The organism is Acinetobacter sp. P1(2023) (assembly GCF_028367635.1).
Classification (GTDB): Bacteria; Pseudomonadota; Gammaproteobacteria; order Pseudomonadales; family Moraxellaceae; genus Acinetobacter; species Acinetobacter pittii_E.
Genome location: NZ_JAQNDD010000005.1, coordinates 127,682 through 148,971, shown reverse-complemented (window position 1 = coordinate 148,971; position 21,290 = coordinate 127,682). Strand labels below are relative to the sequence as shown.

Here is a 21,290-nt window from a genome sequence, read left to right as displayed (position 1 = left end):
ATTGTTGCCATAGGTTAAGTCACAAAAAATTTAGGAATAAATAACGTATGTATGTTCCAACAATTGAAAATGCTTTAGTTCCTGTTGTGGTTGAACAATCTTCTCGCGGCGAACGTTCTTTTGATATTTATTCACGACTTTTACGTGAGCGCGTCATTTTTCTGACAGGTGAAGTTGAAGACAATATGGCAAATTTAATCGTTGCCCAAATGTTGTTTTTAGAAGCTGAAAATCCTGATAAAGATATCCACCTTTATATCAACTCTCCAGGTGGGTCTGTGACAGCAGGTATGGCTATTTATGACACGATGCAGTTTATTAAACCTGATGTCGTGACATATTGTATGGGCCAAGCTGCTTCAATGGGTGCATTCTTATTAAATGCGGGTGCTAAAGGCAAACGTTATTGTTTAGAAAATGCCCGTGTCATGATTCATCAACCATTAGGTGGTTTCCGTGGTCAAGCATCGGATATTGAAATCCATGCGCGTGAAATTCTCTTTATTAAAGAACGTTTGAACCGCTTAATGGCAGAGCACAGTGGTCAAGACTATGAAACCGTTGCTCGTGATACTGACCGTGATAACTTTATGACAGCTCAAGCTGCTAAAGAATATGGTCTGGTTGATCAGGTGTTAAGCAAGCGTCCATAAGGACCTTCTTATATAAATAACTTGAGATGTTGAAAAAGATCTCCATTTAGTTATTTATGCAGTGCATCTTGCCCTAATATTTAAGATTCTATTTGTGGAGTGAATATGTCCGAACATCCTCAAGGACAAAAACATTGTTCATTTTGCGGTAAAACGCAGTCTGAAGTCGGGAAACTGATTGCGGGTGAGGACGCATATATTTGTAATGAATGTGTGGATGTCTGCTTAGACCTCGTACAAACCAGCCAGCAGGTTGAAGCAGGTGACTGGGCGAGTAAGGCATTGCCAAAACCACATGAAATACGTGCTGCGCTTGATCAATATGTTATTGGTCAAGATCTTGCCAAAAAGACACTTTCTGTTGCGGTTTATAACCATTATAAACGCTTGAAAGTTGGTCATAATGGCCATGTGTCTAAAGAAGTAGAAATTGCTAAAAGTAATATTCTACTGATTGGACCGACTGGTTCAGGTAAAACTTTACTTGCGCAAACATTAGCTCGCCTTTTAGATGTTCCATTTGCGATGGCAGATGCAACAACATTAACCGAAGCAGGTTATGTAGGTGAAGATGTTGAAAATATTGTACAAAAGCTTTTGCAAAAAGCAGACTACGATGTAGAAAAAGCTCAGAAGGGCATTATCTATATCGACGAAATTGACAAGATTACTCGTAAATCTGAAAACCCGTCAATTACGCGTGATGTGTCTGGTGAAGGTGTACAACAAGCATTATTAAAAATGATTGAAGGTACTGTTGCTTCGATTCCTCCTCAAGGTGGTCGTAAGCATCCACAGCAAGAGTTTATTCAAATCGATACCTCAAATATCTTATTTATTTGTGGTGGTGCATTTTCTGGTTTGGAAAAAATTGTACAACAGCGTCAAGAGAAAGGCGGCATTGGTTTTACTGCTGACGTTAAAAACAAAGATGAAACCAAAAAACTTGCGGAATTGTTCCGTCAAGTTGAGCCAACCGACTTAGTGAAATTTGGTTTAATTCCAGAGTTCATTGGTCGTTTACCAGTGATTGCGACGCTTGAAGAACTAGATGAAGAAGCTCTAATGCAAATTTTGACTGAGCCAAAAAATGCATTAACTCGTCAGTATCAATATCTTTTCACTATGGAAAATGTTGATCTGATCTTTGAAGATTCTGCATTGCGTGCTGTTGCTAAAAAAGCGCTTGAACGTAATACGGGTGCGCGTGGTCTGCGTTCTATTATGGAGAATGTACTGCTTGAAACTATGTACGATTTACCAAGTCGTACAGATGTTGGAACAGTCATCATTAACGAAGCAGTCATTAATGGTGAAGCAGAGCCTGTTTATCAAGCTGAGCGCCAGCCTAAAGAAGCTGCAACGCATGAAAGTGTGGCTAAGGCAGATTTAAAGGTTATTGATTCGAAGTCTGCATAGATTTCATTCATCTAAAAAGCATGAATTGCGCTAGTGATTCATGCTTTTTTTGTTTTCAATTTATATGGGTAGTGTTAATCTTAAAAATACAAAATACGCATAGTTTTGCGTTGTAAAAAATAAATCAAAAACAAAACGCTTTGAGGGATGCCATGCGTTATTTAATCGTATCTTTGTGCTGTGCCGGACTGTTTGTAGGCTGTCAAAGTTCATCTCATTTAGAAAAAAATCCGAGTGAATTGACCGCGACTCTACCTAAAGTTGATGTTGAAAAAGAACCTGGTTTATTAGATCAATATCATTTAGGCGGTTTTACTGTGGGAGGGTGGGTCAATCAAAAGTTAGGCCAGACATTTGTTCCAATCAAACCACAAAATGAACAAGCTGCTGTAGTTTATCTATATCGACCAGACACGAAATGGAATCGTCAGGAAATCGCAGCGATTAATCTCTTTGTGAATGGTAAGCGCATTCCGAGTCTATTACATAATCATTATTACTGGATTGAGTTACCCGCAGGAACTTATCGTCTTTCTGCAAGTCGCCCTTTACTTGGTATCCATTTCCAAGAACCAAAATATATTGATATCACTGTTGAGTCGGGAACGTCTTATTATTTGAAATATGACGAAGAAAATAAAATGGACCGAAGTGAACATACTGGTCCATTTATGTTAATGCAAGACAATATTGGACGTAGAGAGATAGCATTTACCGAGCTTAAATCTTCGAGCTACAATTTTGTGGCTGAAGATGCTTCAGGAAAAATACGCAATAAACCACAAGAATTAAAGCCAGCCAAATATGATGAAAAATCAGATGTACATCTGATTAAGCCATTTAAATTATGGAATCCTTTAACTTGGTAATGAGCTAAAAAAGATAAAGAAAAGTTAAGACTTTTCTTTATCTTTCATTAATGGAGCAATAATTTTAAGCATCTCTTCTTGCATATGATCTCGTGCTTTAGGGTCATTAAATGTTTGCTGTCCCAATTCCATCATATATTCTGAAATTTGCCCCATAATCTGTACGTTCTTACGCGTAATTGATTGGCCTTCTGGGGTTTTTAAAAATTTCAGATTAGCCTGAATTTCCTCTTCAGTATAAGTCTTAAGGTAAATATCCTGTAAGGCTTGAGTGGTTTTAGGATTGCTAATGAGCTGATTGCTCGAATCTTTTAAGAGTGAGCCTAGCTTCTTCGCGGCCTCTTTTTCTTTTGGGCCTAAAGTTTTAATACCTGTGATATTACTAACGATCTGTTCTGCTTGTTGATCATAGTAAGGTGTTAATTCATTAATTGATTCTTTAAGCAGATAATCAATCTGGCTCATTTGCATGAGTTCTTTAACTGAACTTAACTTGGCAGGAGATGCAAATAAGCTTGTGGTAATACAGCTTAGACAGAGGCTGATTGAAAGATTTTTAAGAAGAGGGCGAATAGTCATGAAATGACCTATATTCAATATATGGCGAGTGGGTGCTTTCATTAATAGCATAGATTGACGAAGTAATTGTTACAATTCTTTTCAGATTTTAAAATAAAAAAAGAATGCATAAAAAAAGCACCGAATTCGGTGCTTTTCTTCATTAGCCAGCGGCTGCATCGACTACTGGAATTTTACCAATTTTCGCTTGCCAGATTTTTGGAGCTACTGCGTGAATTGAAGTACCGTTTACATCAACTGCAACAGAAACTGGCATATCTTCAACTACGAATTTGTAGATTGCTTCCATACCTAAGTCTGCAAATGCAACAACTTCAGCTTCACGAACAGCTTTCGATACGAGGTAAGCTGCACCACCAACTGCCATTAAGTAAGTTGCTTTGTTGTCTTTGATTGCTTCAATTGCTGTAGGACCACGGTCAGCTTTACCGATCATACCGAATAGGCCAGTATGTTCTAATACTTTACGTGTGAACTTATCCATACGTGTTGCAGTTGTAGGACCAGCAGGACCAACGACCTCATCACCCACTGGATCAACTGGGCCAACGTAGTAAATAAACTTGCCTTTAAGATCAACTGGTAATTCTTCACCATTGTCGATCATTTCAACCATACGTTTGTGAGCAGCATCACGACCTGTGTACATTGTTCCGCTAAGAAGTAATGTATCACCCGGTTTCCAAGAATCCATTTCTTCTTGAGTAATGGTATCAAGGTTTACACGTTTAGACTGTGAAGAGTCCCAAGTTACTGAAGGGTAGTCTTCAAGTTTTGGTGCTTGAATATGAGCTACACCTGTACCATCAAGCTGGAAGTGAGCATGACGAGTAGCAGCACAGTTAGGAATCATACCTACTGGTTTACCAGCAGCATGACATGGGTAATCTTTGATTTTAATATCAAGAACAGTCGTTAAACCGCCTAGGCCTTGAGCACCAATACCAAGTGCGTTTACTTTTTCAAAGATTTCGATACGAAGTTCTTCGATTTTGTTCTCTGGTCCACGGCGAAGTAATTCGTCCATGTTGATTTCTTCCATGAGCGCTTCTTTAGCAAGTATCATGGCTTTTTCAGCAGTACCACCAATACCAATACCGAGCATACCAGGAGGACACCAGCCTGCACCCATAGTTGGAACAGTTTTAAGTACCCAGTCAACAATCGAGTCAGATGGGTTAAGCATCGCGAGTTTAGATTTGTTTTCTGAACCGCCACCTTTAGCAGCAACAGTAATATCTACTTTATTACCCGGTACGAGTTTGTAGTGGATTACAGCAGGGGTATTATCTTTTGTGTTTTTACGACCAAATGCAGGGTCAGCAAGTACAGATGCACGAAGAACGTTGCTGTTTTCAAGGTAACCTTGGCGAACACCTTCATTTACCGCATCGTCTAAGCTCATTGTTAAATCAAATTTAACATCTAAGCCCACTTCAAGGAAAACGTTAACAATACCAGTATCTTGGCAAATTGGACGATGACCTTCCGCACACATGCGAGAGTTAATTAGAATCTGTGCAATTGCATCCTTTGCGGCTTTGTTTTCTTCGCGATCATAAGCACGGCTCATCGCTTGGATAAAGTCTTGCGGGTGATAGTACGAAATAAACTGTAGGGCGTCCTTGATCGATGTAATCAAGTCATCTTGTTTGATAATCGTTGTCATACCAGAAAATCTCTTGAGCGGGCTGTTAGCTAGCGGGCTAAATTATATGACAAAAAGACAGCGTTGTGGGAGATTGGTTGATCTTTTGACCGAAAGTCGCATAAGAACATATTGATGTGATTTAAATACCAGAAATCGGAAAATTATTTATTTTTGAGTGATTAAAATAAAAAAACCATCTGAGCGGACATCAAATGGCGAGAGGTAGTAAAAGTTAATTATATTAATTATTTGGCAGCGGCTTGCTGTTCTGCCTGAATTGCTGTTAATGCAATCGTAAATACGATGTCATCTACCAATGCTCCACGAGACAAGTCATTGACTGGTTTGTTGAGGCCTTGCAGCATTGGTCCAACACTCACAACATTTGCAGCACGCTGTACTGCTTTGTAAGTGGTATTACCCGTATTTAAATCTGGGAAAATAAATACATTGGCACGGCCAGCAACACGTGAGTCTGGAGCCTTTTGACGTCCCACACTTTCAACGGAAGCTGCATCGTATTGAAGTGGACCATCAATCAGTAAATCAGGGCGGCGCTGCTGAGCAATTTGAGTTGCTTGCTGTACTTTCTCTACATCCGCACCTGTTCCAGAAGTGCCTGTTGAGTAGCTGATCATGGCAATACGCGGGTCAATTCCAAATGCTTTCGCTGAGTCAGCCGACTGAATTGCAATTTCAGCCAATTGTTCTGCTGTAGGGTCTGGGTTAATCGCACAGTCGCCATATACATAAACTTCATCTGGCAAAAGCATAAAGAATATAGATGAAACAAGTGAATATTCAGGTGCTGTCTTGATGAGCTGGAATGCTGGGCGGACTGTATTTGCTGTGGTATGTACCGCACCTGAAACTAAACCATCCACATGGTCTAGGGCTAGCATCATAGTGCCAAGCACTACAGTATCTTGAAGCTGTTCTTTAGCTTGTAATTCGTTGAGTTTACCTTTGCGTAGCTCAACCATTGGGGCAACGTATTGATCACGAATGCTATCAGGATCAACAATTGCCAATTCGGCAGGTAATTCAATACCGCGTGCTTTTGCAACATCGTGCACAGCATCGGGCTTAGCTAACAAAATACAGTCAGCAATACCACGTGCCTGACAAATTGCTGCAGCTTGAATGGTGCGTGGTTCATCACCTTCAGGTAGCACAATCCGTTTTTTCGCTGCAATCGATTTTTGCACCAGTTCATGACGGAAAGCCGATGGCGACAGACGAGGGGTAGTGGCATTGTTACTATGCTGCTTAAGCCATTCAATATCAATATGACTTGAAACAAATCGGGTCACTTGCTCAGCACGTTCGGTATCGTCAGTTGGAATTTCATTACCAAAATTAGACAGGCGCTGTGCGGTTTCAAGTGTATTTAAACGGGTATGTAAAATTGGCAAACCTTGTTTAATTGCACTTTGACAAAACTCTAAAAGCTCTGGTGCCGGCGCTTCTCTTTCGGTAAGTACCAAACCTGCCAGAGGAATACCATTACTAGTTGCCAAACTACTTGCAAGTAAAACATCTGTACGCTCAGATGCACTAATAATCAATTCGCCTGCAATGAACTTATTTAGTTCATATTCAATGCTTGAGGCAATTAAACTCGAATGCAAAATACGACGTGTTTTAGCTTCGCCTTGATGTACCCATTGCCCATCAATGACATTTGCAATATCAAGTGTTCTTGGTACGCTCAGTGTATTACTAAAAGGAACAAGTCCAATAATTGGTAAATCGCTAGAGCCGAAATAACGATTATATTTTTGCAGTTCGCTCGTAAATTTTGCAATTTCTTCGGTTGGTCGTAACGATGGATCAAACGCAACAGGAATTTGTGCTGTTTCTTCGGTTAATCCACGGGTACGCATAAACAGTACGCCAGCAGTACGATTTGACGCTGCACCACCAAATTGACGTAAATGCGCATCTACTTTTTCTGCTGCTTTTTTCGGATTTTGAATATCTGCTGTACTGACCAATACGACTTCTGCATCAAGCGCTTGAGCAAGACTGGCGTTGAGTTCACTGGCGAAGTGGTCTTGTCCGTTAGGTAATAAGCCTTCCACAATAATGACATCATGGTCTGCTGCAATGCTGCGATGGAGACTAACCGCTTCTTCAAGTAATTCATCTACTTCGCCAGCGGCAATAAGCTGAGTTAATTTTTCATGCGAAATAGATTGAACAGTTTTACTTTGAAATAAATGACCAAATAACGAAGTGGTTCGGTCAAGATGCTCTTGGTCTTCTTGAGAAAATGGTTTTAAAAAGCCTGCTTTAATCCCGTTACAATCAAGTGCGTAAATCATGCCTAAACAGGCAGAGGTTAAACCAACCCCTTCGCCTGTAGGAATCAATAAAATTGTATTCATATAAACCTATAAATAAACGAATATCGAGTTTTAGCTAAGCTCTAATTAAGCAAGGCTTGCTACAGATGCTGTATTTTCTGCTGCCTCAACAACTTGACGAGTTTCTTTGGCAATACGGCCTTCTTCATCTGTAGGAATGACCCAAATTTGAGGCCCTGTTCCATTGTCGATTCGTCCTTCTGTGCCACGTTTTAGGTTGTTGTTTTGATCTTTATCAAGCTGCAAACCAAAATGAGGTAAATACGCTAAGGTTTTTTCACGAATATAAGCTGAATTTTCACCAATACCGCCTGTGAAAATTAAGCCGTCTAATGTTGGTAAACCACAGCTTAATGCTGCAAGTGATTTTGCAAGGCGATAACTAAAGACTTCGATTGCAAGAGCGGCATCTTCATTGCCATTTTCGGCAGCTTCAATCACTGTGCGCATGTCATTAGACAGTTGTGATAAGCCTAGTAAGCCACTTTCGTTATTTAAAACCTTATCAATTTTTGCTAAGTCCCAACCGAGGTTTTTCGCAAGGAAGCTATGTAAGCTTGGATCAACATCACCACTACGCGTTCCCATCACCACACCTTCAAGTGGAGTGAGGCCCATAGAGGTATCAACACTTTGACCATTCCATACTGCGCAAGTTGAACTACCATTTCCTAGATGGGCTGTTAACCATCCACCTTTCTTCAGGTTACCTGCCAGCTCACTCGCTTTATCAGACACATAAGCATGGCTTGTACCATGGAAGCCATAACGACGAACGTTGTGGTCAGTATATAAAAACTTAGGAATTGCATAACGATATGCATGCGGTGGCATGGTTTGATGGAATGCTGTGTCGAATACAGCAACTTGAGGTAATTCAGGAAAAAGGCGTACGGTTGCGTCAATACCAATTAAATGTGCTGGGTTATGCAGCGGTGCTAAAGGTGTCGCAGCACGAATACGTTCAATAATTTCAGGAGTGAGTAATTCTGCTTTGGTTAAACTACCACCGTGTACAACACGATGTCCGATTGCTTGCGGTTTGTAGTTGGCAAGACGTGCAAGTAAAGTTTCTAAAGCTTTGGCATGGTCAGCATAAGGGATTGAAAGTTCAAGTGGTTCACCACCTACTGTAATTCCCTTAATACGAGCATCAGCTGCCCCCAAGTTTTCTGCTAAACCGTAAATACGATCTTCACGACGCTCTGAAACCAGTGCGTATTTAATAGATGAAGAGCCGCAATTGATAACTAATACTGATGTAGCCACGTTGAAATACCCAAGTCCTGATTTAAAATAGTTTTCCTAACTTCCTGTTCAAGATGTATTATTTTTCGATACAGATTGAACGGGTTGTCATGTTTTAACATGTGTTGTTTTTCTGTCCAAGATAGACTTTAGCCCATTAGACTTAAGCACTATCGACCATCAAATTATTTGTAACTAACATTTGTCCAGTATAAAGCTTAACCACTGTATTCCTTGTTTTTTTATACGTGTAGAAACGAGTTTTTTGTATATATTTATGAAAGGTAAATTTCTATTTAATGTATTTTTCAAATATTTGGTATAAATTTTTTAAGAAAAAAGAAGTGGTGTTATTTTAATCAAACTATAGGGGGTATTACAAATAATATACGTAAATGAAATTAAATTTTAATCGTTTATATATAGGTTAAAATATATAAATCATAAACATTTTTAATATAAAACTTAGTATAAAAAAGCCGGTATAAATACATTTATAAGAATATTTTATTACTTTGATATTATGAGAATTTTCTCGTAGTTATTAGAAGCTAATATACCAGTAAATATAGTCAAAAATAAAACCAGCTTCTTGTTTAAAACTTAAACATAATTTGTATTTAATAACCATGCTCGGGTATTACCGTAAAATTGACTAGGGCTTGCATGTCGCTTTTTGCCTTAATAATATTGTTCCTTCCCCTTATCAAATGATGATGAAATATATCATTTGGTCTATTTTTATGTTCCGGCTTATCCGGTTGTACAGGAGCGTCCAGCATGGACTTGCCGAATCCAGTATTGGCAAAAGTGACCGAGCGTGTAATCGCACGTAGTCAAAAAACTCGTTCTGCATATTTACAACGTATTGAACATGCACAAGGCAAATTTCCTGCTCGTGGAGCACTTTCATGTGCCAATCTGGCTCATGGTTTTGCCAGTATGGACGATAATGAAAAATTAATTATTAAAGTAGGCCGTGAACCAAATATTGGCATCGTATCTTCATATAACGAAATGCTGTCGGCTCACGCACCGTATAAAACATTTCCAGATTTAATTAAAAATGCCGCTCGCGAAAATGGGGGAGTAGCGCAGTTTGCAGGTGGTGTACCTGCGATGTGTGACGGTATTACCCAAGGTAATGCTGGCATGGAACTATCTTTGTTCTCTCGTGAAACCATTGCGATGAGTACAGCGATTGCATTGTCTCATAACATGTTTGACGCAGCTTTATGTCTTGGTGTTTGCGACAAGATTGTGCCAGGCTTGCTCATTGGTGCTTTGCAGTTTGGCTATTTACCTACTATTTTTGTGCCAGCTGGGCCAATGACCAGTGGGTTATCTAACGATGAGAAAGCTAAAATTCGTCAGCAATTTGCAACGGGTCAGGTTGGCCGAGATGCTTTGCTAGAAGCTGAGTCAGCTGCTTATCATGGACAAGGGACTTGTACTTTTTACGGTACAGCCAACAGTAACCAGATGCTGATGGAAGTTATGGGCTTACATTTGCCAAGTGCCGCATTTGTTCATCCTCATACACCATTACGTGATGCACTCACTGCAGAAGCTGCGATTCGTGTACTGGATTTAACAGTTGAGCGCGGAAACTATACCCCGATTGGTCATGTTGTCGATGAAAAAGCCATTATCAATGGCATCGTGGCGTTACTCGCTACAGGTGGTTCAACCAACCACACTCTACATCTTATTGCGATTGCTCGTGCCGCTGGCATCTTGATTGACTGGGATGACTTCGATGAATTGTCAGCTGTTGTTCCATTACTTGCAAAAATCTATCCAAATGGTAAGGCTGATGTAAACCATTTCCAAGCTGCGGGTGGGGTTGCTTTCCTCATCCGTAACTTACTTGAAGCTGGCTTGTTGCATAACGACGTAACGACTGTAGCTGGTAAAGGTTTACAGCACTACACCAAAGAGCCGAAATTGATTGATGGTAAGCTCACTTGGGTTGACGGTGTGGTTCAAAGTCTTGATGACAAAGTTTTACGTAGCATTGATGCGCCGTTTCAACCAGATGGCGGCTTGCGCTTAATGCAAGGTCGCCTTGGCCGTGGTGTAATCAAGATTTCTGCTGTTGCGCCAGAACATCGTAAAGTTAAAGCTCCAGCAATTGTGTTTGATTCTCAGGAAGCAGTGCAAGCTGCATTTGATCGTGGTGAATTACACCGAGACTTTATTGCAGTTGTTCGTTTCCAAGGTGCGCGTGCTAACGGTATGCCTGAATTGCATCGTTTAACGCCTGTGTTGGGTGTTTTACAAGATCAAGGTTTCCACGTTGCTTTAGTCACTGATGGTCGTATGTCTGGCGCTTCAGGCAAAGTTCCTGCGGTGATTCATTTATCTCCAGAGGCCTTACTAAATGGGCCGATTGCTAAAGTTCAAACAGGCGATATGTTGGTTATTGATGCTGAGGCTGGCGTGCTCGATGTTGAAATAGATGACGATGTATGGCGGTCACGACCTGTTGCACAGCCAGAACATCAGGCAGAAAACGAAGTTGGCTTTGGCCGTGAATTATTTGGTGTTTTCCGTGCTGCTGCTGCGCCAGCTGAACATGGGGCATCTGTATTTGGTGCATTGGTTGGTGAAAATTCACCAGAGCAGATTTGAATCAAAGGAACTGAAAAATAATGATTAAAATTGAAGATATCGTCAAATTAGGTCCAGTCATTCCCGTATTGGCATTTGATTCTGCTGAGCAAGGTGAGGATGTATCACGTGCTTTACATGCGGGTGGTGTAAAAGTCCTTGAGATTACGTTACGTACCGCTGCTGGTCTTGCTGCTATTGAGCGTGCAAGCCAGTTGGCAGATGACATTGTGGTCGGTGTAGGTACGATTACTAAACCAGAACATTGCGCTCAAGCTAAAAAAGCAGGTGCTCAATTTGGTGTATCTCCTGGTTTAACTAAAGATTTACATTTGGCTGCACAAGATGCTGGCTTACCTCTGTTGCCTGGTGTGATGACACCAAGTGACCTGATTCAGGCAATTGAATTGGGTTATGACATTGTAAAGTTCTTCCCCGCTCAACAGGCAGGTGGCGTTGAGATGCTAAAAGCATTTTATGGTCCATTTCCAAACTTACGCTTTTGTCCGACTGGCGGAATTACTGCAGAGTCAGCACCGGATTTCTTAAAGCAACCTAACGTGGTTTGTGTAGGTGGTTCATGGTTAACACCTAAAGCTACTGTAGCTGCACAAGACTGGGCTGAAATTACTCGCTTGGCACAAATTGCGAGTCAGTTGAGAGCACTGTAGATGTAGTCGATATTTATAAAAAATGAAGTGCATTTTATGTGCTTTAAAGGCTGTATTGATGTGACCAGTTTGTGCTGGTCACACCTAAATATAAAAAGTTAATGTCTTAACAGTAGGAATTACTGTGGTTGAAGACCTTTGTTTAGGCAGTGTGCCTAAATAATTATTCCAAGGAGAAGTGTCCCATGGAGACGGTTCAGGGTGGCATGTTACTGATCTACACTGTAATCGCGATTATTGCTTTAGTGGTCATGATCGCGAAGTTTAGAATTTATCCATTTCTGGTTCTCATTATTGTTTCACTTGGTTTAGCTTTAGCTGTTGGCATGCCAATGGGCGATATTGTTAAGTCATATGAAGCTGGTACTGGTAAAACCCTAGGCCACCTTGCGATTGTAATCGCATTAGGAACGATGCTCGGCAAAATGATGGCTGAGTCGGGTGGCGCTGAGCGAATAGCGATTACTCTAATTAAATGGTTTGGTGAGAAAAATATTCACTGGGCCATGATGTTTATTGCCCTTATTGTTGGGCTTCCCGTATTTTTCGAAGTTGGTTTCGTTCTACTCATTCCAATTGCATTCAACATTGCGAAGCGAACAGGCAAATCCTTACTGGTCGTGGGTTTGCCAATGGTTGCAGGCTTGTCGGTTGTGCATGGCTTAATTCCACCACATCCAGCTGCATTGTTGGCAGTACAGGCTTATCATGCTGATATCGGTAAAACGATTGCTTATAGTTTGATAGTGGGTGTGCCAACAGCTATTGTCGCTGGGCCATTGTATGCACTTTGGATCAATAAATACGTCAAATTGCCTGAAAATAATCCTTTAGCAAAGCAGTTTGTTGAAGCAGATGCTAGTAAGACACGTGAATTACCAAGTTTTGGTATTACCTTATTTACGATCATGTTGCCGGTTGTATTGATGTTGATCGGTAGCTGGGCAGATCTTTTCTTTGCACCACAAACTTTCGCAAACGACTTGCTACGTTTCATCGGTACTTCTGATATTGCATTGCTCATTGCAGTATTGGTCAGCTTTATTACTTTCGGTACGATGCAGGGCTTTAACCGTGAACAAATTGAAAAATTCTGTGGCGGATGTTTAGCTTCTATTGCTGGGATTATGTTGATTGTAGGTGCTGGTGGTGGTTTTGGCGGCATTTTGCGTGACACCGGTATTTCTAATGAGATTGTTTCTACAGCTTTGAAGGCAAATTTATCGCCGTTATTGTTGGGCTGGTTCGTTGCGGCATTAATTCGTTTGGCAACAGGGTCGGCAACGGTTGCCATGGCTACAGCTTGTAGCATTGTAGCTCCAATTGCAGCAACAGCAGGTGTTGCGGTTAGACCAGAACTTTTGGTACTTGCCACAGGTTCAGGTTCATTAGTTTTCTCACATGTAAATGACGCAGGATTCTGGTTAATCAAAGAATATTTTGGTATGACAGTAGGTCAGACACTCAAGACTTGGTCAGTATTAGAAACGATCATTTCGGTGTTGGGTTTATCTTTCACGCTACTGCTTAGCACTATTTTATAATTAAAGGTGAGTAATCCATGATTGTGATTGCAATGGGTGTCTGTGGAACAGGTAAAACCCTAATTGGTGAATTGTTATCAGAGCGTTTGGCTTGTGAGTTCCTGGATGGCGATACGCTTCATTCAGCTGCAAATAAAAGTAAGATGAGTCAAGGCATTCCCTTAACTGATGAAGACCGCTTGCCATGGTTACAAGCAATTCGTCAGGTCATTGAAACCAAACAGAGAGATGGTGAAACGGCTGTATTTACATGCTCATCTTTGAAGCGGATGTATCGCGATATTTTAAGAGGGCAGGACCAGAATGTTAAGTTTGTCTACTTAAAAGGTTCTTATGAGTTATTACAGCAACGACTTGCAGAAAGATCAGGTCATTTTTTTGACCCAGCGTTGCTACAAACACAGCTAGACACATTAGAGGAACCTGATGTGAATGAAGCAATTGCTATTGATATTGCTCTCACACCAGAACAGATCATTGAACAAGTCATCCAAAAGCTAGGGGTGACTGATAGTGTGTGTCGGGGGTAAATTCATCTAGAAAATTTATCAATGCTTTAAGATATTCACCTTGTGGTTAACGGTTCAAGCAAGGTGAGTACGGATAATAATAGTGATATTGACCCGAATAAAACCTGATTACAGTGGAAAGTTCGGGAATATATAAAAGACATACGAATAATAAGGTATTAAGAAGAATGAATCAGTTAAATAATCTACAGCATAAATTCCCAGTAGTGGACAGTATTCCTGAAAGTGTGCGTCTACCCTCCCAAATTCATCAGCGTGTCTCATTAGTGGATGGTGAATTGAAGCTATGGGCTGGTGCAACCAAAAAAACATTATCTCCAATCTGGATTCAGCAGTCTGACGGTAGCCTACAGCAAGTTGAACTTGGTAGTTATCCAGTCATGGGTGAAAAAGAAAGCGATGAAGCACTAGAGGCAGCGGTACGGGCTTACAATAATGGTCGTGGCGAATGGCCAATGATGAAGGTGAGTGAGCGCATTGCCTGCATGCAAAATTTTATTCAGCGCATGGTAGAGCAACGAGATCTGATTATTAAGTTGATCATGTGGGAAATTGGCAAAAGCTTGGCGGATTCAGAAAAAGAGTTTGACCGTACAATTACCTACATGCGTCAAACGATTGACGCTCTGAAAGATTTGGATAATGCCAACTCCCGCTTTGTCATGGCTGAAGGTACGATTGGTCAAATTCGTCGTACTCCACTAGGTGTCGTGTTGTGTATGGGACCATACAACTACCCGCTGAACGAAACCTTTGCGACTCTGATCCCAGCCATGCTGATGGGTAATACCATCATTTTTAAACCACCTCAATTCGGGACCTTGTTGTTTGAACCGTTACTAGAAGCATTCCGTGATTCATTTCCAAAAGGGGTGATTAATACTATTTATGCACCAGGCTCTCTAGTGGTACCCCATCTACTGGCATCTGGGCAAATTAATGTACTGGCGCTGATTGGTTCTAGTAAAGTAGCTGATCACTTGAAGAAGCAACATCCTAAATCTCACCGCCTGCGTGCGATTTTGGGGCTGGATGCGAAGAATGCAGCCATTATTCTGCCGGATGCCGACTTGGATCTAACAGTAAAAGAGTGTCTGTTGGGTGCATTGTCGTTTAATGGTCAGCGTTGTACCGCACTCAAAATGTTGATGGTACATCGCTCAATAGCCGATGAGTTTGTTAGCCGCTTAACGGCTGAACTGGCTAAACTTAAAGTGGGGATGCCTTGGGAAAAAGGTGTATTTATTACTCCGTTACCAGGTATGCATCGTACGACCTATATGACTGAAGTCATTGAAGATGCTGTGGCTAAAGGGGCAAAAGTAGTTAATCCAGAAGGCGGTGAATTCTGCAAAACGATGTTCTATCCAGCTGTAGTTTATCCAGTGACTGAGGGAATGAGGTTGTATCGCGAAGAACAGTTTGGTCCAGTGATACCAGTCTCTGTTTATGATGACATTGAAACTGTGCTGGACTATGTCACTACTTCTGATCATGGTCAGCAGGTGAGTATTTTTGGTAGTGACCCTGAGCAAATTGGTCACTTGGTTGATCCGCTGGTTCATCAGGTCTGTCGTGTGAATATCAACTGTCAATGTCAGCGCGGCCCTGATGTGTTCCCATTTGGTGGTCGTAAAGATTCTGCGGAAGGTACATTGTCTGTGCATGATGCGCTTCGTGCATTCTCGATCCGTTCAATGATTGCTGCTAAACAGACAGATGACAGCAAAGGCATGTTGGCTTCTATGGTGTCTGAGCACTATTCTAAATTTGTGAATACGGACTTTATTTTCTAATAAATATATGAATAAAAACCAGCTTGCGGGCTGGTTTTTTATAGTTACTCATAACTTGAGTAATAAAAACGCCTGAAATTGATCAGGCGTTTTTATTTGAACTAATAGATTTAATTATTGGCGAATTTGTCCGTCACCTAACACAATCCATTTTTGTGAAGTTAAGCCTTCTAAACCCACTGGGCCGCGGGCATGGATTTTATCGGTGGAGATACCAATTTCAGCACCTAAGCCATATTCAAAACCATCAGCAAAACGAGTTGATGCATTAATTACGACTGAGCTTGAATCTACACGAGCCAAGAACTGACGAGCTAAAGTGTAGTTTTCAGTCACAATTGCATCGGTATGATGTGAACCATATTTGTTGATATGGTCAATTGCCTCATCAATCCCGCTCACCACTTTAACTGCGAGAATTGGCCCTAAATATTCGGTGTACCAATCTTCTTCTGTTGCAGGTTTTACAGAGGCACCCAAAATGCGGCGTGTTTCTGGACAGCCACGTAACTCAACTTGTTTTTCAGCATACAGTTCAGCAATGTGCGGTAAGAAAACGTCTGCAATTTTTTCATCAACCAGCAAGGTTTCCATCGCATTACAAACGCCATAACGATGTGTTTTGGCATTTAATGTAATTGGTAATGCTTTTTGCAAGTCTGCCTGCGCTTCAACGAATACATGGCAGTTACCATCAAGATGTTTAATGACAGGAATACGAGCTTCATTGGTTACACGCTCAATTAAGCTTTTGCCACCACGTGGAACAATGACATCTACATATTCAGCCATGGTAATAAGCTGACCAACAGCTGCACGGTCAGTGGTCTCAATGACTTGTACTGAATGTTCAGGTAAACCAGCAACTTTTAAGCCATGTTTAATCGCTTCTGCGATTGCTTTATTTGATTCAAGTGCCTCTGAACCACCACGTAAAATAATGGCATTGCCCGATTTAATCGCTAAAGATGCAGCTTCAAGGGTTACGTTTGGACGTGATTCGTAAATCATACCAACGACACCTAAAGGTACACGCATTTTTCCAATTTGAATGCCTGTGGGGCGATATGCAAGATCAGTAATTTCCCCAATAGGATCGACAAGTGCAATTACGTCTTTTAAACCTTGCAACATGCCTTTAATACGTGCAGGTGTAAGCTCAAGACGATCAAGCAGGGCACTGTCGAGCTGGTTGCTACGACCTTTATCCATGTCGATTTGATTCGCTGCCAAAATAGCTGCCTGATTATTTTCTAAAGCAGTATAAATAGCAGAGAGCGCATGATTTTTTAGTGAGGTAGAAGCACTTGTGAGGACACGAGAAGCCTCGCGTGCTTGTTGCCCAACTTTTTGCATATATTGTTCAATTGAATCTTGCATAGCATTTTTTAATCATTTACCAATGACTACGATAGTAGCAGTCAAATGCGGAACAATGAATGGCTTTTTTTCAAAAATGTGACCGCTATAAAAAAACATTTAAATATTTTGCAAACTATTAGCGGCTTAAACAGGATGAGCGGTCAATTCAGCGATTGCGTATATTTCAGACAATTGTTTAGAATGTTATTGTGCAATACAAACAAATACAAATTTTAAAGATTTGTGCATAAAAGATTACGTGTTCAAGAAGGAACTCTTGCAGCATAAAAAAATTACAGCAAGGAGGAAGCAAGGATATGAATTCCATTATTCAAATGGATTCGGAGATCAACCAAGCTTATGCCGGTTTTGGCTTTTTCGATATCTACCATAGAGATAGTTTTAAACGACCTGCTCGTACAACATGGATCGACGGCTGGAAAATTGAATATATGGCAATTGCCGATCCAAAAACGATTCACAATACGCCAATTGTGATTGTGGGCGGTGCTTTCCAGAATTTTAATTCTTATAAATATTGTGTTGAACAATTGTTTGAAAGCGGTCCAGTCATTTTAATCGATTTACCTTCGATGGGTGCAAATCAGCAAATTACCAATCGCGACACAGGAGTATCTGCGGGTACTTTAGAACTGCCTGATTTATCTGAAATGTTAGGACGTTGGTTAGATATCGTTGGAATACAAAAAGTTTCTGTGATGGGAATGTCTTTGGGGTCTGTAATCGCGTCTTGCTTTGCTTATCATCGTCCAGAATTAATGGATCGTATGATCTTAATGGGTGTTATGCAAAAGACCCGAAAAAGTTGGCGAATGATTTTGGAAGAGTCGCTCAAGCTCATGCAAGAAAACCGTATGGAAGAGTTCGGGCAAGCTGTAATTTTATATTTAGTTAATCATGCAAAATTAGATAAAACCCGTATGTCACCAACAGCCAAGAAATTATTTTTTAGACAAATGGCTGAGTTTACGGGCACTGAGCGGGAACGTTATGAAATTAACTGTAATCGTCTTTTGCGTTTAACGGATGTGCCTATTCCAGAGTGCAAAACGTTGGTTGCAGCAGGGCAATATGACAGTTTTACTTTGCCTCATGAAAATGCGAACTTTGCGTTGCAATGCCCAGACATGGAATTTGCACTGATCGCAAATGCAGATCATGTACCTCAGTTGCAGCGTCGTAAAGAAACCATGAGTTTGTTCACTTCATTTTTGAAAGGTGAATCTATCCAGCATCTGGATGGTATTATTCCTATGACGCGTGAACAAATGCAAAACATGGAACGCCGTGGTGAAGAGCGAGTTCGGGTTTTGCAGCCAAAAACTCAACTGACTCACCGAGAGTGTGATGTGCAGGTACCTGTAACAATTGTTGATGTTACTTTCTTCGGTATGTATTTAAAAATGGATGATGTTTCGCAGCTTAATTTTGTAAATGATCATCCACGTGATTTGGCACTACATTTAGAAGATGAAGAGGGCGGTTTTGCAATTGAGTGCTTGATTTTTGAAAGTACCGAGCAGGGTATTCGAGCTTTATTTAAACATGGTAGTTTTGAACTTGCTGATCGTTTAAGCCGTTTTATTGCTCGTCAAAAACAAGCAGTTTAATCACGATAGTTATAGGAGGAAGCTCGTTTTGAGCTTCCTTTTTTATACTTGTTATTTTATTTGCGCGTGAATAATCCAGACCAAATCACCTAAATGTTGCTCATGAGCATCAGAGGAAATTTGTCCAAAGAAAATTTGTGGTTGTTCCACATTCACCTGTTGAAACTCCGTGTCTTTAAAAAAGTCCTTAACCTCTTGTGGACTTTTGAAATGAAAGCTAAAAGAGCTTCGAGACATGAGTTTAAGTAATTTACTGCTGTTCCAGATAATGCTCGCAAGTTTGTTTTTAACTGGTTCAGGGTATAGGTCAGTTAAATAGTGAAACTTTTTAAAAGACGAACCATAGTGCGCAATTGATTGAATCAGTTGTTTTAATAAATCTTTATCGAAATAGTTAATCAGACCTTCACTAATTACAACCAGTGGGCGGTTCGGGTCAAATACTTCAAATGCTTGTGCAAAGGCTTCTGTAAATAAATCAACTGATAAAACTTCAGGTGCATTTTTTTCAATTTGCTGCAATGCACTTTGTTTGGTTTGTGCCATATCGGGTAAATCAAGCTCCCGATAGGTAATTGAAGGGTAATGCTGCCTAAACCACCAGCCACGTGGCGATAACCCACATGCTATTTCTAAAACTTGTAAATCAGGATTTTCTTGAATGAGTTGTTCTAAATGATGATCAAGCATGGTGTGGCGTTGTTTGAGTGTCGTACGCATGCTACCACCGACATATTTCTCAGCCCAAGATTCTATTGGATGAACCAAATACGCTAGTGATTTGCCTTTGGTTGTGGCAAGTGCTTCATGAGAAATCCCCATTTGATACCAGATATACCCCGTATAGTGGGCAGTAAAAGAGATGTGGCGGTGTTTTGAAAGTTGTTGTGTCATTCGTCCTAGGCTCTATTTTTCCATAAATTTATCTTGATATTTTTTATGTCGTAATTTTCATAGCAGAGTCATGCTGTGTTCTAATTTTATTTAGTCATCAGCCTTCGGCTCGACCTACTTTTCTTTTGGGAAAAGTAGGCAAAACCATTGTCATCCACAAAACCTGTTCAAGGCCTGATATTTTTTGATTTCATTGCAAAAAAGCATTTTGCATAAACCATGCAGGTTGTGGATGACGTTACCGAGTATCCAATTGTTGAGACAATCTTATGTCATAAAAACTTATCAATTACTCGGTAAGTTAAATCGAATTCTTAAACTCTTCAATGGCGGTTTTGACAGCTTGCCACTCATTTCCAAGCGATAAAGTTTCACCAATCTGAATTTGTGGAATTTTTCCACGCATGCGTTCTAAACGTTCTTGGTTTGGTAGCTCTAAATCTGTAATACCTTCAAGTGCTGTGCAGGCTGCACTTCGGTCATTACACACAAGTCCCATATCACAACCAGCTGCTAGAGCGGCTTGAATACGTGCATCTGCACCGCCTGCTACGCAAGCAGCCTGCATGCTTAAGTCATCAGAGAAAAGTACGCCATTAAATTTCAGGCGATTACGGAGAACTTCTTGAATCCAGAAAGGGGAAAAACCTGCCGGATTTGGGTCAACTTGATCATAAATCACATGTGCTGGCATGAGTGCATCAAGCTGGGGCATAAGCTTAATGAAGCTTTGCATATCATGGTTATAAATTTCATCATAGCTACGGCTATCGATTGCAGCTGCTACATGAGAATCGGCTTTTACAGAACCGTGGCCTGGGAAGTGTTTGCCCGTGTTTGCCATTCCAGCTTTTTTCATGCCTTGCATAAACGCGCCAGCAAGTGGTGCGATATCCTCAATATTTTTAGAGAAACCACGGTCGCCAATCACGTCACTAATTGCATTAAGATCTAAAACGGGTGCAAAACTAAAATCGATACCGACAGCAAGCACTTCAGTTGCCATGAGCCAGCCACATTTTTCAGCCAGCTCAAGTGCTTTTTGTGGTTGAGTTAAATATAACTCTCCGAAACGGCCCATAGCTGGTAATAGAGTGAAACCTGATCTTAGGCGCTGAACTCGACCACCTTCTTGGTCGACAGCAATCAAAATATCGGGACGAATTTGACGCATATGGTCGGTTAAAGCACGCACTTGTTGTGGAGATTCAATATTTCGTGCAAATAAAATCATGCCACCGACTTGCGGAGCGCGTAATAGTTCAATATCTTCTTGAGTAAGTTCTGTGCCGGCAATGTCCAGCATCAATGCGCCAATCATATTGGTTCCATTTGAATTTTGATTGAAAAACAATAAGCGAATTTTGCAATGTTTTGCTACATTTTGTCAGTACAGAATATGATAAAACTACACGGTATAAACAATTTAGTTGGTTAAGATTTTGAATCTGCTTAGTTCAT

At 40.7% G+C, this 21,290-nt stretch carries 17 protein-coding genes; 9 read left to right on the top strand and 8 right to left on the bottom strand.

The annotated features are described in order from the left end of the window. The first annotated feature begins 47 nt into the window (after nucleotides 1-47). The 3 genes from clpP to POD11_RS09685 all read left to right on the top strand — a co-directional run bounded on the left by clpP (nucleotide 48) and on the right by POD11_RS09685 (nucleotide 2,941). The gene (gene clpP, locus POD11_RS09695) at nucleotides 48-653 is read left to right on the top strand and encodes an ATP-dependent Clp endopeptidase proteolytic subunit ClpP (RefSeq protein WP_002114870.1); all 606 of its coding nucleotides are present in this window, start codon (nucleotides 48-50) and stop codon (nucleotides 651-653) included. Nucleotides 654-758: 105 nt separating this feature from the next. Next, entirely contained in the window at nucleotides 759-2,072 is a 1,314-nt protein-coding gene (gene clpX / locus POD11_RS09690; RefSeq protein ID WP_002114726.1) for an ATP-dependent Clp protease ATP-binding subunit ClpX, read from the top strand. 152 nt (nucleotides 2,073-2,224) lie between these two features. Further along, nucleotides 2,225-2,941, top strand: a complete 717-nt coding sequence (locus POD11_RS09685) for a DUF2846 domain-containing protein (RefSeq protein WP_262457062.1) — start codon at nucleotides 2,225-2,227, stop codon at nucleotides 2,939-2,941. A gap of 24 nt (nucleotides 2,942-2,965) precedes the next feature. On the opposite strand, the gene POD11_RS09680 is transcribed toward POD11_RS09685, so the two are convergent. The 5 genes from POD11_RS09680 to POD11_RS09660 form a co-directional block, all read right to left on the bottom strand. Continuing rightward, entirely contained in the window at nucleotides 2,966-3,520 is a 555-nt protein-coding gene (locus POD11_RS09680; protein ID WP_016142257.1) for a DUF2059 domain-containing protein, read from the bottom strand. 142 nt (nucleotides 3,521-3,662) lie between these two features. Beyond that, the gene (locus POD11_RS09675; RefSeq protein ID WP_262457061.1) at nucleotides 3,663-5,189 is read right to left on the bottom strand and encodes a fumarate hydratase; all 1,527 of its coding nucleotides are present in this window, start codon (nucleotides 5,187-5,189) and stop codon (nucleotides 3,663-3,665) included. A gap of 227 nt (nucleotides 5,190-5,416) precedes the next feature. Beyond that, nucleotides 5,417-7,561 (bottom strand): phosphate acetyltransferase, encoded by a 2,145-nt coding sequence (gene pta, locus POD11_RS09670; protein WP_262457060.1) that lies wholly within the window; start codon nucleotides 7,559-7,561, stop codon nucleotides 5,417-5,419. Between the two features lie 45 nt (nucleotides 7,562-7,606). Then, nucleotides 7,607-8,809 carry an acetate/propionate family kinase gene (locus POD11_RS09665; RefSeq protein ID WP_182003074.1) on the bottom strand — a complete coding sequence of 401 codons (1,203 nt, stop codon included), beginning with the start codon at nucleotides 8,807-8,809 and terminating at the stop codon, nucleotides 7,607-7,609. Beyond that, nucleotides 8,791-8,910: a hypothetical protein gene (locus tag POD11_RS09660; protein ID WP_014208326.1), complete on the bottom strand. Its 120-nt coding sequence runs from the start codon at nucleotides 8,908-8,910 to the stop codon at nucleotides 8,791-8,793. Before POD11_RS09660 ends, POD11_RS09665 begins: the two co-directional genes overlap by 19 nt. 658 nt (nucleotides 8,911-9,568) lie before the next feature. On the opposite strand from POD11_RS09660, the gene edd reads away from it, so the two are divergent. The 5 genes from edd to POD11_RS09635 all read left to right on the top strand — a co-directional run bounded on the left by edd (nucleotide 9,569) and on the right by POD11_RS09635 (nucleotide 15,942). Next, complete coding sequence (gene edd, locus POD11_RS09655) at nucleotides 9,569-11,422, top strand: phosphogluconate dehydratase (RefSeq protein ID WP_262457059.1); 1,854 nt, start codon at nucleotides 9,569-9,571, stop codon at nucleotides 11,420-11,422. Nucleotides 11,423-11,442: 20 nt separating this feature from the next. Then, the gene (gene eda, locus POD11_RS09650; RefSeq protein WP_009390833.1) at nucleotides 11,443-12,072 is read left to right on the top strand and encodes a bifunctional 4-hydroxy-2-oxoglutarate aldolase/2-dehydro-3-deoxy-phosphogluconate aldolase; all 630 of its coding nucleotides are present in this window, start codon (nucleotides 11,443-11,445) and stop codon (nucleotides 12,070-12,072) included. A 185-nt stretch (nucleotides 12,073-12,257) separates the two neighbouring features. Further along, nucleotides 12,258-13,616: a GntT/GntP/DsdX family permease gene (locus POD11_RS09645; RefSeq protein ID WP_016142252.1), complete on the top strand. Its 1,359-nt coding sequence runs from the start codon at nucleotides 12,258-12,260 to the stop codon at nucleotides 13,614-13,616. Between the two features lie 17 nt (nucleotides 13,617-13,633). After that, on the top strand, nucleotides 13,634-14,146 hold the full coding sequence (locus POD11_RS09640; protein ID WP_009390752.1) for a gluconokinase: 513 nt from the start codon (nucleotides 13,634-13,636) through the stop codon (nucleotides 14,144-14,146). A gap of 167 nt (nucleotides 14,147-14,313) precedes the next feature. Continuing rightward, complete coding sequence (locus tag POD11_RS09635; RefSeq protein ID WP_262457058.1) at nucleotides 14,314-15,942, top strand: NADP-dependent glyceraldehyde-3-phosphate dehydrogenase; 1,629 nt, start codon at nucleotides 14,314-14,316, stop codon at nucleotides 15,940-15,942. A 114-nt stretch (nucleotides 15,943-16,056) separates the two neighbouring features. Here POD11_RS09635 and POD11_RS09630 read toward each other — a convergent pair whose 3' ends face one another. Beyond that, nucleotides 16,057-17,322 (bottom strand): glutamate-5-semialdehyde dehydrogenase, encoded by a 1,266-nt coding sequence (locus POD11_RS09630; protein WP_016142250.1) that lies wholly within the window; start codon nucleotides 17,320-17,322, stop codon nucleotides 16,057-16,059. A 299-nt stretch (nucleotides 17,323-17,621) separates the two neighbouring features. Here POD11_RS09630 and POD11_RS09625 point away from each other — a divergent pair, with 299 nt between their 5' ends. Further along, nucleotides 17,622-18,935, top strand: a complete 1,314-nt coding sequence (locus POD11_RS09625) for an alpha/beta fold hydrolase (protein ID WP_262457057.1) — start codon at nucleotides 17,622-17,624, stop codon at nucleotides 18,933-18,935. Nucleotides 18,936-18,986: 51 nt separating this feature from the next. On the opposite strand, the gene POD11_RS09620 is transcribed toward POD11_RS09625, so the two are convergent. Beyond that, nucleotides 18,987-19,829 carry a class I SAM-dependent methyltransferase gene (locus POD11_RS09620; protein WP_262457056.1) on the bottom strand — a complete coding sequence of 281 codons (843 nt, stop codon included), beginning with the start codon at nucleotides 19,827-19,829 and terminating at the stop codon, nucleotides 18,987-18,989. Between the two features lie 301 nt (nucleotides 19,830-20,130). Beyond that, the gene (gene nagZ / locus POD11_RS09615) at nucleotides 20,131-21,150 is read right to left on the bottom strand and encodes a beta-N-acetylhexosaminidase (RefSeq protein ID WP_262457055.1); all 1,020 of its coding nucleotides are present in this window, start codon (nucleotides 21,148-21,150) and stop codon (nucleotides 20,131-20,133) included. Nucleotides 21,151-21,290: the final 140 nt, after the last annotated feature.